This is a genomic window from Caenispirillum bisanense, from assembly GCF_900230255.1.
Lineage (GTDB): Bacteria > Pseudomonadota > Alphaproteobacteria > Rhodospirillales > Rhodospirillaceae > Caenispirillum > Caenispirillum bisanense_A.
Genome location: NZ_OCNJ01000007.1, coordinates 76,432 through 91,649, shown reverse-complemented (window position 1 = coordinate 91,649; position 15,218 = coordinate 76,432). Strand labels below are relative to the sequence as shown.

Below are 15,218 nucleotides of genomic sequence, written 5' to 3'. Positions count from 1 at the left end.
CAGCAGCAATGGGAGTAGACACTCCCACCATAGCGCCAACGCTCGGTGGACGCACGACTCCGGTGTAACACCCCGTTGTTTCGACATGGCCGGAAAACGAAAAAGACCGGCGCGATGGCCGGTCTCTTTTCGTTGCGTTCCTGGTGGCGCGAGTGACGGGGCTCGAACCCGCGACCTCCGGCGTGACAGGCCGGCACTCTAACCAACTGAGCTACACCCGCAATCCAGGATGCACTGACTTACCTACTGTCTCCCCCTCGGGATGGCGCGAGTGACGGGGCTCGAACCCGCGACCTCCGGCGTGACAGGCCGGCACTCTAACCAACTGAGCTACACCCGCATTTCCCGGGGAGGGCGGCCTTATAACAAGGCTTTGTCCCCCTTGCAAGGGCCTTGTTGCAGTTTCTTGCAACGCATCGGGTGGTACCCGCTGCCGGCCCCGGCAGGGAGGCAGAAAATGGTCCGGCGGCTGAGAAATGTCAATGCGTTTGGTGGGGTGGATCTGCTTTCCTTGTTCCGTTGCAGCATCCTTTGCGACGGAGCCGGCCGCCACGGCCGGTTTCCGCCACAGTCTCCCAACACTCCGGCCGGGCGGGGCTTCCCCTCCCGGCCGCTTTTTTTCGCCGCCCGCGCCATGTCGATTGTCGACAGAGCCTCTTGAAAAGGGCGGGGCGGGGCGCTAGGTGATGCGCGCTTCGTTTTGCGCTGCGGCAAAGCCGTGCGCGCTGCACAAAATTCAACGAGATCAATCGGAGACTGGCATGCGTTACCTTCCGCTCGTCCTCGTCGGCTTCATGGCGGCGCCCGCCATCGTCTGGGCGATCGTGGCGACCCTCATGGTCGAAGGCTCGTCGGGCAATCTGTTCGGCTTCGAGAGCAACGGGACGGTGGCCGTGCTCGTCGGTTTCGCCGTCGTGGCGCTCGGCCTGCTCGGCGGCTGGATGATGCGCTTCATCGCCCGCGACCAGCAGCGCGGCAACGCCTGACACCACGGCCGCACCGGCGTGTACCAAAGAGCATCTTGACGAAGAGGCCTTATGGGCTCACCTCTTGTGGGTGAGATCACGCGATGCACGGGAGCCTGCCCATGACCAGCGTCACCACGCTCTTTCTCGACCCGGTCACGGCAGCGATCGCCGCCGCGGCGGCCGCCGTCGCCATTGCGGTCGCGGCTGCCAAGGCTCTCGCGCCGCAGCCCAAGCCCGTTCCGGTGCGGGTGCGCGACCGGCGGACGCCGCCGCGCCGCTGACGCAGGACACGCCCTTCGGTCACGGAAAAACGGCCGCGCCCTCGCCGGGTGCGACCGTTTTTCTTTTGCTCCGCCGGGGTGAGGCCGGCGGGGCGACCGTCAGGCCACCCGCTCGAACCGGTTGCGGTCGAGCAGGGCCTCGATCGCCAGGGTGCGGGCATCGACGGGGCTGCGGATGTTGCGCAGGCGGGCATGGGGAATGCGCGCGCCATCGCTGTAGATGAACTCCACCTCCCACTCCGCGGCCCAGGAGGTTCGCTCACGGAACCGTTGGCCGACCTCCACGTTCTGCCTCTTCATCTTCGACGACCTCGCTGTTGACGGCACGGATCTCCCGCTCCGCATGTAGCGATGGCGGTGCCGCGATCACCCAAAGTATAGCGCAGGCCGCCGAATTCGGTATGCGTTTTCATCGTCTTGACCAACCAGTTCGCGCGAGCGATTCGACTATGCCGTCTGTTAGAACCGCGGCGAACAATGGCGCCAGACCAAAGTCGAGGGGATGAAGACGATGCCAGCCACTGCCAGCACGGACGCCGCCGCCGCCCAGTCGTCGACCGTCGACGGTCGGGCGCTGGAGGCGATCCTCCAGGTGCCCGAGCATCTGCGCACCGACCACTGGTACAACGACATCCAGCACGCCATGCTGGTCATCCTGTACCGGCATCTGCTGAAGGCCGTGCGCACCGGCTGCCAGCGCCGCACCCGCACGCTGACCGACGTGGCGACCCTCTACCTCTGGGTCCATTTCCTCGACGAGGAGGAAGGCGTCGCCTGGTCGCTCGCCCGCGGTCACGTCGACGCCGAGCTGGTGGCGACCCATGCCGGGCAGCATCGCCGCTTCCTCGATCACTGGCGCGACGCGGTGCTTGCACCCTTCGCCGAGGGCGGCCTGACCGGCATGGCCTATTACGACGCGGTGGCGGAGTTCTACGACCTCGTGCTGCGCCATATCGGCGGGACGGATCAGCCCACCTACGGCCGCGCGTCCGATCACGAGCCGCACAACCGGGCCGAGATCTGCCACGTGGCCGGCACCGGCCTGCCGCTGTCGCCCTTCATGGCCGGCGCCCTTCAGGTGGTGCGGCTGGACGATCCCCGCGTCGCCGGGCTGCTGGACGTGACGCTGATCGGCCCGACGGCGCGCGCGCTGCTGCCGTCCGTCGCCATGGAGCCGGGGGTGGAGCGCCTGCTGCCGGGCGGCGAGGGGCTGCGCGACCGGGTGATGCGCGGCCTGCGCCAGACCCGCCTCGCGAGCGGTACCGGCGGTCTATCCCATATGTCTCATCAGCGAATGGTTGCCGCGGGAACCGGCTCGCTTCAGGATATGCGCAGGCTGCTGGTCGCCTGACGGCGCCGCCCCTCGCGGGCGCGCCTCGGCAGCGGCGGCCGCAGCAGGGGACAGATCGTGACCGCCGAGAGTATTCCGCCGACGTCGCCGACGCCGGCCCCGTCCTTGGACACCGCCGCCGGCGATGCCGCCGCCGCGGCGCCGGCGCCGACGCACGGACGCCGCAACCAACGCCGGTTCCGCATCCTGTGGGCCGCCATGGTGGGCGTCATCCTGGGCGGCCTCAGCCTGTCGGCCGTCAGCGAGTTCGGCAAGGCGCGCAGCGATGCCGACCGGGCGGTGGCGGACGGCGCACTCATCCTCAAGCAGCACATGCTGCATCATTTCGAAGGCGCCGACGTCATCCTGCGGCATTCGGCGGCGGAGGTGGCCACCCTCGGCTGGGAGGCGCTGAACCTCGACCGCACCCGCCTCGACCTGCAGGCCCTGGCGGAGGGATCCTCGTGGGTGCACGGCCTGTGGCTCCTCGATGCGGCCGGGGAGCGTCGCATCGCCACCGCACCCGCCGACGCCGCCGTGCGCGACGCCCTGGCGGTGCTGGCACGACGGGCGGTGGACGCGCCCGACGGGCTTCTGATCGGCGATCCCGTCGCCGGCGCCTTCGGCAGCGGCTCCCTGTTCCTCATCGGCCGGCCCATCCGCAGCGCCGACGGCGCCTACCTCGGCGTGGCGACGCTGGGCATACCGGGGGCCGACCTCGCCGACGTGTTCTCCCACTCGGTGCTCGGCCGCAACGGCGCGATCGGGCTGATCCGTGCCGACGGCGTGGTGCTGGCCCGCTATCCGGCCGTGTCCGGCATGGTCGGCCGCTCCATCGTCGACAGCACCGTCTTCGCCGAAATCCGCCGCGGCGCCGAATCGGGCACCTTGCGGGTGGACTCGGTGAGCGACGGCCGCCAGCGCGTCGTCAGCTTCGCCCGCGTCGGCAACCTGCCGCTGGCGGTGACGGCGGCCTATTCCACCAGCGACGTGCGGGCGGCGGCGGCCGCGGCCATGACGCTGCAATGGGCTTTCGGCGGCCTGGTGCTGCTGGTGCTGTTCGGGCTCTACCCCATGACCATGCGCCGTCTGCGCTTCGAGGAGGCGGCGGCGCACGATCTGGCGGAACGTGAGCTGCTGTTCCGCTCCATCCTCAACAACGTCGGGGTCGGCATCACCCTGGTGGCGCGCGACGGCACCATCCGCTTCGCCAACACGGGCTTCGACCGTCTGCTGCACTACCCGCCGGGCGGGCTCACCGGTGCCAACATCGAGGACCTGACCCACCCCGACGACCGCCTGGGCACCATGTACCGCGTCAGCCGCATGGAGGCGCTCGGGCCCTCGGGCATCGCCTACGAGAAGCGCTATCTGCGCCGCGACGGGCAGGACGTCGAGGCGCTGGTCACCCTCAGCCTGAAGCCGCGCATGGGTGACCAGGAGCCGCTGCTGGTCGGCGTCATCCAGGACCTGACCGAGCAGAAGGCGCGCGAAAAGGCCATCGCCTTCCAGAACAGCCTGCTGCGCATCCAGCAGGAAGCGACGCCCGACGGCCTGCTGGTGGTCGACGCCGGCGGCCGCGTGCGGTCGTGCAACGCCCGTTTCCGTGAGCTGTGGCGGGTGCCGGAAAGGCTGGTGGAGGACGGCGAGGCCGAGGCGCTGCTGGCGCACGTCGCGTCCCACGTGGTGCCCGGCGCCGCCACCGCCGGCGACGAACCGGGGTGGACGCGCCTGCGGCTGACCGACGGCCGCATCGTCGACGCCCTGGAAGGCGACCTGCGGGATTCGGCGGGGGCGCTGCTCGGGCGCGTGTGGTTCCACCGCAACGTCTCCGCCCGCCTCGCCGCCGAGGAAGCCCTGCGCGAGAGCGAAAGCCGCTACCGGGCGCTGGTGGAGCAGTCGCCGGAGGCCATCGTCGTGCATGCCGACGACCGGGTGCTGTTCATCAACCGCGCCGCCCTCACCCTGTTCGGCTTCGGGCCGGCGGACGTGCCGGACGGTCTGGCGGTCACCGATCTGGTGGCGCCGTCGGTGCGCGAGCAGGTGGGCGAGGCCACTCGCGCCACCGCCGAGGTGCCATGGAACGGCATCCAGGAAGACCTGCAGCGCCGCGACGGCAGCCTGTTCGACGCCTGGATCATCAGCGCCCCCATCCGCCTGCACGACCGCCCGGCGGCCCAGGCGGTGATCCGGCCGCTCGACGTCGGCGACGGGGTGCGCGGGCGCCTGATGCAGACCGCCAAGATGGCGACCCTCGGTCAGATGGCGGCGGGCGTCGCCCACGAACTGAGCCAGCCGCTCAACATCCTGTCCATGGGCCTCGAGGGCCTGCGACTGCGTCTCGCCGGCGGCAGCGTGCCGCCGCAGGAAACGGCCGAGAAGCTGGAGATGGCGACCCGCCAGTGCAGCCGCATGGCCGAGATCATCGACCACATCCGCGTCTTCAGCCGCTCCAGCAAGGGCCGGCTGTCGGCCTTCGACGCCGCCGGTCCCCTTACGGCGGCGGTCGACATGATGCGCCCGGTCTTCGCCCGCGAGAGCGTCGCGCTCGAGATCGACGTGCCGCCGCGCGCCGGCGTGGTGGAAGGCAGCCCGGTGGAGTTCGAGCAGGTCGTCATCAACCTGCTGCGCAATGCCCTCGACGCCCTGCTGGAACGGCGGGCGGACGGCGACGTCGAGCCGGGATGGCAGGCCACGGCGCGGCTGCGCGTGGTGCCGGAACCGCAGGCGCCGCAGCTGCTCATCGAGGTGTCCGACAACGGCCCCGGCGTGCCGCGCCATCTGCTGCAGGACATCTTCGAGCCGTTCTTCACCACCAAGCGCGAGGGCGTCGGCACCGGCCTCGGCCTGTCCATCTGCATGAACGCCATCACCAAGATGGGCGGCACCCTGCGCGTCGAGAACCGCGGCGGCGCCGTGTTCTCCATCCGCCTGCCGCTGGCCGACAATGCGGTGGCCGAGGCGGCGGGGGCGCCGGTGGTGGGGTTGAGCGGCGGCGGCACCGGTGCGCCGATGCCCGGCGTGCCGACCGGCCACGTGCTGCTGGTGGAGGACGAGCCGCTGGCCCGCCAGGCGCTGGCCGTCTACCTCATCGAGCACGGCTTCCGCGTTTCCACCGCCTCCGACGCCAGCGAGGCGTCGGCCAAGGCGCGGCTGGACCCGCCCGATGCGGTGATCGCCGACCTCAACCTGCCCGGAGGCGACGACGGTGCCACCCTGATCCGCCGCCTGCGCGAGCGCGACCCGCGCCTGCCGGCCCTGGTCGTGACCGGCGCCGTCATCGCCGACGGCGATCCGGTGACGCGGGTGGCGACGGCGGTGCTGCTGAAGCCGGTGGATGCCCGCCGGGTGGTGCAGGCCCTCGGCGAGGCGTTGGCGGAACGGCGCCGGGCGGAGTCGGCGCCGATCTGATCGGCCGACTGGTCCGCCGGGTCGGCGGCGGCGTAGGAACGGCATGACCGCCGCCCTCGACCGCCCCGTGCCCGCTCCGCTCACCGTGTTCTACGACGGCGCCTGTCCGCTGTGCCGGCGCGAGATCGCCGTTTACCGGGCGCTGCGGCCGCACGGCGTGCGCTGGGTGAACGTCGCCGCGCCGGGCGCCGCCGCGGTCTGCCCGCTCGACCCGGCGCAGCTGCTGCAACGCTTTCACGTCCGGTGGGCGGACGGGCGGATGGAGTCCGGCGCGCGGGCCTTCATCGCCCTGTGGCGCCGGGTGCCGCGGCTGGCCTGGCTCGGCCGGATGGCGACGGTGCCGCCGCTGCCCCTGGTGCTGGAAGCGGCCTACCGCCTGTTCCTGCCGCTGCGTCCGCGCCTGCAGGCCTGGGCGCAGCGGCGGAAGGCGGCGGCGCTCAGGCGCCGGTGTCGGGGGTGAACCCGGCGGCCTTGATGGCCTCGACGGCGCAGATCTCGTCGTTGTCGGAGGTGTCGCCGGTGATGCCGACGGCGCCGACGATGACGCCCTTGTCGTCCTTCACCAGCACGCCGCCGGCCACCGGCACCATGCGGCCGCCGGCGAGGTCGGAGGCGGCGTTCATGAAGCCGGGCATCTTCTCCGCCCGCCGCGCCAGTTCCCGCCCGCCGAAGCCGAGGGCGAGCGCGCCCCAGGCCTTGCCGATGCAGATTTCCGGACGCATGAGGCTGGCGCCGTCGTCGCGCTTCAGCGCCTTGACGACGCCGGCGGCGTCGAGCACCACCACCGTCAGCGGCTGGAAGTTGCGGCTGCGGCCCTGGCGCAGGGCTTCGTCGACGATCTGCGAGGCGGCGTCGAGCGACAGGGAATGGACGAACATGGGGCCTCCCGGGTTGGTCTTGCTGTCGCGCCAGTGTGGCCGCCCGTCGCGCCCCTGGCAAGGCGGCCGGCCGTCCGGGTTACGACAGCGCCTCCACCAGCACGTAGAGCACGCAGCCGACCAGGGCGCCGACCAGGGTGCCGTTGATGCGGATGAACTGCAGGTCGCGGCCGACGGTCAGCTCCAGCCGCTCGGTCAGGGTGCGGGTGTCCCATTTGCGCACCACGTCCTCGATGAAGCCGCCGATCTGGTCGCGCCACGGCACCAGGCCCTTCATGACGGCGGCCTCGATGCGGCTGTCGACGGCCTGCCGCAGGTCCGCATCCGCCAGCAGTCGGTCCCCCAGGCCGCGCAGCGCTTCCGTCAGGCCGGCGCGCAGGCGGCCGTCGCGGCGCCCGGCGCTTTCGGTCAGGGCACGGCGGATCTCGTCCCACACCCGCGACAGGGCGTCCTGCACCTGGGGATGGTCGAGCGCCCGGTTCTTCACGGCGCGCAGGCGGGCGTGCAGGTCGGGGTCGTCGGTGAGGCGGGCGCGGAAGTCGCGCAGGGTGTCGGCGAAGCGGCGGCGCACCTCGTTGTCGGGGTCCTCCAGGTCGTCGAGCAGCTCGAAGGCGGCGCCGATGAGGGCGCGGGCGACGCGGCGGTCCACCGCCTTCGGCAGCCACCAGGCGCTGCGTTCGGTGACGATGGCGTGGATGCGATCCTCGTTGCGCACCAGCTGCTCGCGCGCCAGCGTCACCGCCTGGGTGAGCAGGGTGCCGTATTCCTCGTCGGGGATGGCGGCGAGCAGGCGGCCGAGCAGCGGCGCGACGTCGGTCTGGCGCAGGCGGGCGGTGAGGCCGCGCGCCACCAGGGCCCGCAGGCGTTCGTCGCCGGCGGCGTCGAGCAGGGCCGGCAGCAGGTCGGCGATGCGCCCGGCCAGTCGGCGCGGATTGTCGCCGCTGGCGAGCCACGCCCCGGCGCGGCCGGCGACCTCCAGGGTGCGCAGGCGCTCCTGCAGGATCTCGGGCGCCAGGAAATAGCGGGTGACGAAGGCGCCGAGCCGCCGCGCGATGCGGTCCTGGTTGGACGGGATGAGAGCCGTGTGCGGGATGGGCAGGCCGAGGGGGCGGCGGAACAGGGCGGTGACGGCGAACCAGTCGGCCAGTCCTCCGACCAGCGCCGCTTCGGTGCCCGCCTGCAGCAGGCCCATCCAGTAGGTGCCCTGGCCGGGCAGGGCGTGGCTGCCGGCGAAGACGCCGCCCATGGCCACCAGCAGGCCGGTGGCGGCCATGCGGTGGCGGCGCAGGTCGGCGCGCTGCCGCTCGGTGTCGGCGGCATCGGGTGCCGCGGCCGCGAGCGACGGCGGAGGGGGCGAGGCGTCCTTCATGGGACCATGGCTATCATCAATGATCGCACCGGTCATCTTTTCACGTCTCGCCCTGGTGGCGCCGTCGCATTATCCTGTCGGACGGGCCCGATGCCCCGAACGGCCCGGAAAACAACCCAACTGGATGGTTGTGTTTCGCCTGCAACCGTGAGGAGGAATAAGGCGTCCTCTAATACCCCGTGAAGTTTGACGTGACACGCAAGACGGCGTAGAGGTTCATTCCATATACGTCACGATGAAGGGCGGCTGATCGAATGAAGGACGAGATGATGACCCCCGAGCGCGCGCAGGCGATCGCCCGCGACGTTCTGGCCGAGCTCACCGGCGCGCGCCGCGGCTTGACGGCTGACAGCGAGGGGGCGGCGGAAGCGGTCCTGAACGAGCGCTTCCCCGACCTCGCCGAATACGACCGTACGGCGGTGCTGTTCCGTATCAACCGCATGCTTTCGGCGCGTGCGACTCGCGCCGCCCGCGCCCGTGCCGGACACGAAGGCATCGCCGCCGCGCGCGAGGAGCCGCAGGGCGACAGTGCCGTCGCCGAGGCGATCACCGCCCGGCGCGAGGAACTGGGGCTGTCGCTGGACGAACTGGCGGTGAGCGTCGGCGTCGCGCCGGCCCGCATGCGCAACTTCGAGTTGGCGCATCGCCGCGTGCCTGTCGCCATTCTGGCGCGCATCGCCCAGGTGCTGCAGGTCGACCTCGCGTGGTTCAGTGGCGAGCGTCCGGTGGCTCCGCTGGCGCCCGCGCCCGCCGCCGTGCCCGAGTCCGCCACGGTCGAGGCCGCCCCGGCCGCTGCTGCCGTCGCGCCCGCCGCGGCGCCCGCGCGGGGCGACGATCCCGACCGCGACGAGCTCTACGGCCTGTTCACCAGCCTCGCTCCGGGCATGCGCCGGCATGTGGTCGGCATCATGCGCGAAATGATCGCCGAGTGCGAGCGCGTCGCCGCCGGCGACGAGCCCGGCCGACGGTCGGCCTGAGGTCGGCGGGGAGGATCGGGACGTGGCGGCCGAACGCAAGGCGCTCAGGCACTGGATCAAGACGCTGGTGCGCCAACAGATGGACATGGCGGAAGCGCGCGCCAGCGAGAAGGACCTGTCCATCGAGGAGTTCCTGTCCAAGACCTTCCGCACCACCCTCGGGGAGATGCGGGCCGAGCAGGTGATCGAGGATCTGTTGACGGAGCATCCCGACCTGGAAGCCGTCTACCGCGACCTCTACACCGAAGTGGTCGAGGAACTGCGCGAAGAGCGCCGCCGTCCCGCCGAGGCCAAGGGCTGAGGCGCCGGCCCGGGATGGGGTCGCGTCAGGCGCCGCCGCCCGTCGGCGCCTGCCCCTGCCCCGGCGCGAAGGCCCGCACCAGGCACACCAGCGCCAGCAGCACCAGCGCCGGCACACCGGCGGCGAAGCCCCACCAGGTGGGCAAGCCGAGCATCATCGAGGTTTCGCCGTAGCGGTGCAGGTCGAGCCCGCCGAGCGTCATGCGCCACGCCAGCAATGCGGCGACGGCGGCGAACAGGAGTTCGGCCCCGGCCGCCAGGGCACGCCGCAGCCGGCCGGGAAAGCGGCGGACCAGCAGGTCCACCACGATGTTGCCGCCGACCAGATGGCCGTAGGGCAGCACCAGGAAGATGCCCGCCCCCACCAGCCGCTCCACCAGTTCCGTATCCCCCAACAACGGCGCCGCCGCCAGCCAGCGGCCGAGCACGCTCCACACCGTCGTCACTACGGCGGCGACCAGCAGCGTCGCGCCCACCAGGGCGGCGGCCCTGGCGAGGGCACGGATCACGCGGACGGGCAGGGCGGGGACGGGGCGTAGGCTCATCCGTCCGGTGTACCAGAGGCTGCCGATGGGCGCCACGCCATCGAAAAACATGATAGCATGCCCGAAATTCGCGCTTCGGAGATCGCTGTCGTGAACATCACGCTCCGCCAGGTCCGCTATTTCATCGCCGTCGCCGGCACGCTGTCGGTCTCCGCCGCCGCCCGCGACCTCGGCATCTCGCAGTCGGCGGTGACCGTGGCGCTCAAGCAACTGGAGGACGAGGTGGGGGCGGCGCTGCTGCTGCGCACCGCCAAGGGCGTGGTGCTGACCCAGGAAGGCCACCAGTTCCTGCGCCATGCCCAGCGCATCATGGGGGCGGTGGTGGACGCGGGGCGGGCCGTGAAGGCGCACGCGCAGACGGTGGGCGGCACGCTGACGCTCGGCGTGACGGCCATGGTCGCCGGCTACTACCTGGCCGACCTGCTGGCGCGCTACCGCCGGGTCTATCCCGACGTGACGGTGAAGGTGGTGGAGGATCAGCGCCGCTTCATCGAGCACCTGCTCATCAACGGCGAGATCGACGTCGGCATCCTCATCTGCTCGGCGCTGGAGAACCAGGACGCGCTGGCGGCCGAGGTGCTGCTGCGCTCGCCTTATCGCGTGTGGCTGCCGGCCAATCATCCGCTGCTGGCGCAGGAAACGGTGAGCGTCGCCGACCTGGCGGACCAGCCGCTCATCCAGCTGACCACCGACGACATGCACGTGCTCACCCACGCCCAGTGGCGGCAGGCGGGCATCGCGCCGCGGGTGGTGCTGAAGACGGCGTCGGTGGAGGCGGTGCGGTCCCTCGTCGGCACCGGCATCGGCATCGCCATCCTGCCCGACATGGCCTACCGCCCGTGGTCGCTGGATGGCGACCGGGTGGAGGTACGCCCCTTCGCCGAGCCTCTGCCGACGGTGGACGTCGGCCTGACGTGGCGCAAGGGCAGCTCGGTCGGGCAGACGGCCCGGTTCTTCGTGGAACTGGCCCGCGAGCACGCCCGCGCCAAGGGCCGCCAGCCGGTGCGGACGGCCCTGTGACGCGGGCGGCGGCGGCGGTCGGGCGTCACTCGCAGACGTAGCGGGCGACCACACCGTCGTCGAGCTGCGTCGTTTCCACCAGATCGGCGCCGAGCCCCTGCTGGCCGCAGTACTCGGCGGCATCCTCGCCGGCCTGGGCGAGTTCGTCGGCGTCTTCCACCACCAGGGTCAGGGTGTCGGGCTGATGGGCGGCGACCTCGGGGTCGGCGCAGGCCGCCAGCCCCAGGACGGCGGCGGCGGTCGCGGCGGCGGCGAAAAGGAGACGTCTGTGCGCCATGGCGCATCCTCCTGCAGTTGAAGATCCCATGTGCGGGAAGAACGCGCAGCGGGTGGCGCCGGTGGCGGTGCAGGAGGCGTAGGGGCTGGTCCTTCCGCCGCCGCGCGAAGGGCGCTACGCTGCCCGCCCTCGGGTGACATGGGGGAGGGCGCGCCATGGGCGACGGCATCCGGCGGGGAGCGGGAAGTCTTCTGAAAGTGGTGGGTGGCGCGGTCGTGGCGGCCGGGCTGGCGCTGGCCGCGGCGACCCTGATCCCGGGCGGCGGCGACGGACCCCTGTCGCTGTTCCTCGGGCTGGTGGCGGCCGGCGGGCTGCTGATCGCACTGGTGGGCGGCGCCCTCGCGCTGCTCGGCGGCCTGCTGCTGCGACGGCGCCGGGCGGCGGCAGCCGTGCCGGACCTCACGCCCGAAGAGCGGCAGGCGCGCGATTCGGCCGATTATCTGGCGGCCCGCGGCGACGCAGACCGACCCTAACGGCACTCCCAGCGCGCCAGCACCTCGTCCCCCAGCGGGTCGGCGGAAACCAGCACGGGCGTGCGGTAGCGTTCGGCGCAGTGCTCCGCGGCCTGGGCCCGGGTGCCTTGCACGGCGGCCTGGTCGGGGACGCGCAACAGGATCGCCTCCGCACTGCTGCCGACGACCGTCGCCGCACCGCAGGCGGCGAGGGCGAGGGTGGCGAGGCCGACCAGGGCGGCGCGGACGGGCAGGGGCATGGGCGGTCCTCCGACGGCGGAAGCATCGATCATAGGGGCGGCGGGGCGGCGGGGCGGCGGGGCCACGGGAACGGGCGGTGCCGCTCGCGGGAGCCCGCCTGCGCGTCCCTCACGCCCCTTTCAGCACCTGCACCGCCTCGAAGCCCTCGAACTGCGGCGGGCCGAGGTAGACGTCGCGGCTGGCGCCGGCGCCGGCGTGGGCCTTGCGGAAGGCGTCCGACGTGGTCCAGGCCTGGAAATCCTCGGCGGAGCGCCACACCGTGTGGCTGGCGTACAGCGTGTGGTCTTCGTGCTCCGGGCCCTTGAGCAGGGCGAACTCCACGAAGCCCGGCACTTCGTTCAGGTGGCTGTCGCGCTCGCGCCAGATGCGCTCGAACTCGGCCTCCTGGCCCTTGCGGATGCGGAAGCGGTTCATGGCGATGAACATGCGGGATCCTTCCTCGGCAGGTTGAAACCAGGCGAGCGGCCAGCATGCCAGCCTGCCGCGCCGGGCGCAAACGCCCTGCGGCGGACCTTCGGCGCCCCCTCGCGCGTACCTTCCGCAGGAGCCGGAAACAACAGGAGTGCCCGCGCGTGAGCCCGCACCACATCGCTCCCGCCGCCCGCAGCGGGCGGCCGGACCTGCTGCCGCCGCCGCACACCCGCACCCAGGGCGGCGGCGAGCGGCGCGTCGGCGTCGAGGTGGAGTTCGCCGGCCTCGACGCCGCGGCGGCGGCGCGGCTGGTGCAGGATCTGTTCGGCGGCACCATCGTCCTGCGCGACCCCTATCGCCACGAGGTGCGCGACACCCCTTACGGCACCTTCGTCTGCGAACTCGACAGCCAGTACGCCCACCCCGATGCCAAGGGCGCCGCCAAGGCCGGCAAGGCACGCGAGCTGCTCGACAAGCTGCGCGGCCGCGTCGCCGAGGCCTTCGGCGACGTCTCCAGCCGGTGGCTGCCGGTGGAGATCGTCGCGCCGCCCGTGCCCGTGGGCCGCCTGGGCGAGATGGAGCGCGTGCTCGACGCCCTGCGCCTCGCCGGCGCGGAAGGCACCAGCGCCAGCGTCGTCTACGCCTTCGCCCTGCAGTTCAACCCGGAGGCGGCGCGCCTCGATGCCGACTACATCCTGGCGGTCATGCGCGCCTACGTGGTGCTGGAAGACTGGCTGAAGATCCGCATCGTGCCCGACAACACCCGCCGGCTGCTGGCCTTCGCCACCGATTTCCCCGGCGACTGGGGGCGCCACTGCCTGCGCCCCGGCTATGATCCCGATCTGCCGACGCTCATCGACGACTATGTCCGCTTCAACCCGAGCCGCAACCGCGGCCTCGACCTCTATCCTCTGTTCGCCCACCTGGACGGGCCGCGGGTGCGGCGGCTGGCCGACGATCCGCTCATCAAGGCGCGGCCGACCTTCCACTACCGCCTGCCCGACGCCCGCCTGTCGGACCCCGACTGGAGCCTCGCCGCCGAGTGGAACGACTGGGTGCAGGTGGAGATGCTGGCCGAGGACCGGCCGCGCCTGGAGGCCATGGCCGACGCCTGGATGCGCCATCGCGGCCGGTCCGAGCCGGGCTCACGCGGGCGCTGGGCGCGGGAGGCGACGCGATGGCTGACGCCGTGAGGCCGGTCATCGGGGTGACGGCCAGCCGGCGCGGCGGCCGCTGGATGTGGATGGCCAACCGCCTCGCCATCCGCCTCGCCGGCGGCCAGCCGCGGCGCATCACCGCCGACGACGGGCCGGAGGCGCTGCGGGCGGTGGACGGCCTGCTGCTCGGCGGCGGCGACGACATCGGCGCCGAGATCTACGGCGGCGAACTGACCCTCGACGTGCGCATCGACCCCGAGCGCGACCGCCTGGAACGCGCCGCCCTCGACGAGGCCTTCCGCCGCGGCCTGCCGGTGCTGGGGGTGTGTCGCGGGTCGCAGATGATCAACGTCCACTGCGGCGGCACCCTGCACCAGGAGATCCGCAAGGTCTACCACGAGGCGCCCTACATGCGGACCATCCTGCCCAAGAAGTGGGTGGAGGTGGAGGCCGACTCGCGGCTGTCGCGCCTGCTCGGCGGGCGGCGGCGGCTGAAGGTCAACAGCCTGCACCACCAGTCGGTGGACCAGCCCGGCCAGGGCCTGCGCGTGGTGGCGCGCGACGACCACGGCGTCGTGCAGGGCATCGAGCGCGAGGCCGACCCGCTGCTGGTGGGGGTGCAGTGGCACCCCGAGTTCCTGTTCTACGCCCACAGCCAGTCCAACCTGCTGAAGGCGCTGGTCGAACAGGCGGTCGATTGCGCCGCCGGCCGCTGCACCGACTGAAAAATCCACCCCGGCGCTGTCGGGGGCGCCCGGTGCCGATCGTCTTCCAGGAGACGGGGCCGATGCGAGCCCCCCTGCCCAGGAGGAAGACGATCATGCGTGTGATGGTTCTGGTGAAGGCGACGGCCGACAGCGAGGCGGGCATCATGCCCTCCACCGAGATGCTGGAAGCCATGGGCCGCTACAACGAGGAATTGGCGGAAGCCGGCATTCTGCTGGCCGGGGAGGGCCTGCACCCGTCGTCGAAGGGCAAGCGGGTGCTGTTCGACGGTGCCGCGCGCACCGTCGCCGACGGCCCCTTCGCGGCTACCGAGGAGCTTCTCGCCGGGTTCTGGATCTGGCAGGTCGCCGACATGGACGAGGCGGTGGCGTGGCTGAAGCGCTGCCCCAACCCCATGCCGGGCCCGAGCGCCATCGAGATCCGCCCGATCTTCGAGGCCGAGGACTTCGGCGACGCCCTGACCCCCGACCTGGCCGCCCAGGAAGACCGCATCCGCGACCGCGTGGCGGGCCGCTGAGCGGAAACCGTTCCACGGCCGTTGAAGCGGCGCCGGCGGCGCCCATGTAGACCCCCATGGCCGCCCGCCGGCCGGCGCCGCGCCCCACCATTGCGCGGATGCGAAGAGTCGCGCCGCCGCCGGCACGAGCTCGGAAGGACGACCCGGTGCCGCTTTGCCGAGGTCGCATGCTCCTTAGGTATCACCTGTCGGGTAAGTGCTTGCATCCTCTGGTCTATGCGGCGCCCGCACGTCGTGCGCATACGCAAGGATGTTTCGTCAGCAGATGTCATTTGACAAATTTGTTTCCGTGGTGTGTAACGGCTTCAACCAGAGGCCATTCCGCCAGGGATGCTGCG

Annotated in this window: 19 protein-coding genes and 2 tRNA genes; 12 read left to right on the top strand and 9 right to left on the bottom strand. The window is 71.9% G+C overall.

Annotation, left to right across the window (positions count from 1 at the left end; all coding sequences use genetic code 11):
• Window positions 1-144: 144 nt before the first annotated feature.
• Window positions 145-221, bottom strand: a tRNA-Asp gene (locus CRP50_RS16125).
• A 42-nt stretch (window positions 222-263) separates the two neighbouring features.
• Window positions 264-340, bottom strand: a tRNA-Asp gene (locus CRP50_RS16120).
• A gap of 421 nt (window positions 341-761) precedes the next feature.
• Between CRP50_RS16120 and CRP50_RS16115 the strand changes: the two genes are divergently transcribed.
• On the top strand, window positions 762-986 hold the full coding sequence (locus CRP50_RS16115) for a hypothetical protein (protein ID WP_097280205.1): 225 nt from the start codon (window positions 762-764) through the stop codon (window positions 984-986).
• A gap of 101 nt (window positions 987-1,087) precedes the next feature.
• A complete protein-coding gene (locus tag CRP50_RS25625; RefSeq protein WP_176525212.1) occupies window positions 1,088-1,249 on the top strand; it encodes a hypothetical protein in 162 nt (53 codons plus the stop codon).
• Window positions 1,250-1,348: 99 nt separating this feature from the next.
• Here CRP50_RS25625 and CRP50_RS25215 read toward each other — a convergent pair whose 3' ends face one another.
• The gene (locus tag CRP50_RS25215) at window positions 1,349-1,549 is read right to left on the bottom strand and encodes a hypothetical protein (RefSeq protein WP_141415178.1); all 201 of its coding nucleotides are present in this window, start codon (window positions 1,547-1,549) and stop codon (window positions 1,349-1,351) included.
• 211 nt (window positions 1,550-1,760) lie between these two features.
• Here CRP50_RS25215 and CRP50_RS16110 point away from each other — a divergent pair, with 211 nt between their 5' ends.
• Genes CRP50_RS16110 through CRP50_RS16100 form a run of 3 tightly spaced genes read left to right on the top strand, consistent with a single transcriptional unit; the run spans window position 1,761 to window position 6,450 of the window.
• Window positions 1,761-2,600: a hypothetical protein gene (locus CRP50_RS16110; RefSeq protein WP_097280204.1), complete on the top strand. Its 840-nt coding sequence runs from the start codon at window positions 1,761-1,763 to the stop codon at window positions 2,598-2,600.
• Window positions 2,601-2,657: 57 nt separating this feature from the next.
• Window positions 2,658-5,990 carry a PAS domain S-box protein gene (locus tag CRP50_RS16105; RefSeq protein WP_141415177.1) on the top strand — a complete coding sequence of 1,111 codons (3,333 nt, stop codon included), beginning with the start codon at window positions 2,658-2,660 and terminating at the stop codon, window positions 5,988-5,990.
• Between the two features lie 43 nt (window positions 5,991-6,033).
• A complete protein-coding gene (locus CRP50_RS16100) occupies window positions 6,034-6,450 on the top strand; it encodes a thiol-disulfide oxidoreductase DCC family protein (RefSeq protein WP_097280202.1) in 417 nt (138 codons plus the stop codon).
• Here CRP50_RS16100 and CRP50_RS16095 read toward each other — a convergent pair.
• Together CRP50_RS16095 and CRP50_RS16090 are read right to left on the bottom strand one after the other, a co-directional pair.
• Window positions 6,428-6,868, bottom strand: coding sequence for a GlcG/HbpS family heme-binding protein (locus tag CRP50_RS16095; RefSeq protein ID WP_097280201.1), 441 nt, complete (start codon window positions 6,866-6,868; stop codon window positions 6,428-6,430). The two genes, CRP50_RS16100 and CRP50_RS16095, sit on opposite strands and share 23 nt — an antisense overlap.
• Window positions 6,869-6,947: 79 nt before the next feature.
• Window positions 6,948-8,273 carry a DUF445 domain-containing protein gene (locus CRP50_RS16090; protein ID WP_097280200.1) on the bottom strand — a complete coding sequence of 442 codons (1,326 nt, stop codon included), beginning with the start codon at window positions 8,271-8,273 and terminating at the stop codon, window positions 6,948-6,950.
• 218 nt (window positions 8,274-8,491) lie between these two features.
• Between CRP50_RS16090 and CRP50_RS16085 the strand changes: the two genes are divergently transcribed.
• Together CRP50_RS16085 and CRP50_RS16080 are read left to right on the top strand one after the other, a co-directional pair.
• A complete protein-coding gene (locus CRP50_RS16085; protein ID WP_097280199.1) occupies window positions 8,492-9,214 on the top strand; it encodes a helix-turn-helix domain-containing protein in 723 nt (240 codons plus the stop codon).
• 22 nt (window positions 9,215-9,236) lie between these two features.
• Entirely contained in the window at window positions 9,237-9,515 is a 279-nt protein-coding gene (locus CRP50_RS16080) for a hypothetical protein (RefSeq protein WP_097280198.1), read from the top strand.
• 25 nt (window positions 9,516-9,540) lie between these two features.
• Here the strand turns inward: CRP50_RS16080 and CRP50_RS16075 are convergent, their stop codons facing one another.
• The gene (locus CRP50_RS16075) at window positions 9,541-10,059 is read right to left on the bottom strand and encodes a TRAP transporter small permease (protein WP_097280396.1); all 519 of its coding nucleotides are present in this window, start codon (window positions 10,057-10,059) and stop codon (window positions 9,541-9,543) included.
• A gap of 90 nt (window positions 10,060-10,149) precedes the next feature.
• On the opposite strand from CRP50_RS16075, the gene CRP50_RS16070 reads away from it, so the two are divergent.
• Entirely contained in the window at window positions 10,150-11,079 is a 930-nt protein-coding gene (locus CRP50_RS16070; protein ID WP_097280395.1) for a LysR family transcriptional regulator, read from the top strand.
• A gap of 25 nt (window positions 11,080-11,104) precedes the next feature.
• On the opposite strand, the gene CRP50_RS16065 is transcribed toward CRP50_RS16070, so the two are convergent.
• A complete protein-coding gene (locus CRP50_RS16065; protein ID WP_097280197.1) occupies window positions 11,105-11,356 on the bottom strand; it encodes a hypothetical protein in 252 nt (83 codons plus the stop codon).
• Window positions 11,357-11,511: 155 nt separating this feature from the next.
• Between CRP50_RS16065 and CRP50_RS16060 the strand changes: the two genes are divergently transcribed.
• Window positions 11,512-11,829 carry a hypothetical protein gene (locus CRP50_RS16060; protein WP_141415176.1) on the top strand — a complete coding sequence of 106 codons (318 nt, stop codon included), beginning with the start codon at window positions 11,512-11,514 and terminating at the stop codon, window positions 11,827-11,829.
• Here CRP50_RS16060 and CRP50_RS16055 read toward each other — a convergent pair.
• Complete coding sequence (locus CRP50_RS16055) at window positions 11,826-12,068, bottom strand: hypothetical protein (protein ID WP_097280195.1); 243 nt, start codon at window positions 12,066-12,068, stop codon at window positions 11,826-11,828. The genes CRP50_RS16060 and CRP50_RS16055 overlap by 4 nt on opposite strands.
• Before the next feature lie 109 nt (window positions 12,069-12,177).
• A complete protein-coding gene (locus tag CRP50_RS16050) occupies window positions 12,178-12,495 on the bottom strand; it encodes an antibiotic biosynthesis monooxygenase family protein (RefSeq protein ID WP_097280194.1) in 318 nt (105 codons plus the stop codon).
• A gap of 146 nt (window positions 12,496-12,641) precedes the next feature.
• On the opposite strand from CRP50_RS16050, the gene CRP50_RS16045 reads away from it, so the two are divergent.
• The 3 genes from CRP50_RS16045 (at window position 12,642) to CRP50_RS16035 (ending at window position 14,880) form a co-directional block, all read left to right on the top strand.
• The gene (locus tag CRP50_RS16045; RefSeq protein WP_176525210.1) at window positions 12,642-13,673 is read left to right on the top strand and encodes an amidoligase family protein; all 1,032 of its coding nucleotides are present in this window, start codon (window positions 12,642-12,644) and stop codon (window positions 13,671-13,673) included.
• Entirely contained in the window at window positions 13,658-14,362 is a 705-nt protein-coding gene (locus tag CRP50_RS16040; RefSeq protein ID WP_097280192.1) for a gamma-glutamyl-gamma-aminobutyrate hydrolase family protein, read from the top strand. Before CRP50_RS16045 ends, CRP50_RS16040 begins: the two co-directional genes overlap by 16 nt.
• Before the next feature lie 95 nt (window positions 14,363-14,457).
• Window positions 14,458-14,880, top strand: a complete 423-nt coding sequence (locus CRP50_RS16035) for a YciI family protein (protein WP_097280191.1) — start codon at window positions 14,458-14,460, stop codon at window positions 14,878-14,880.
• Window positions 14,881-15,218: the final 338 nt, after the last annotated feature.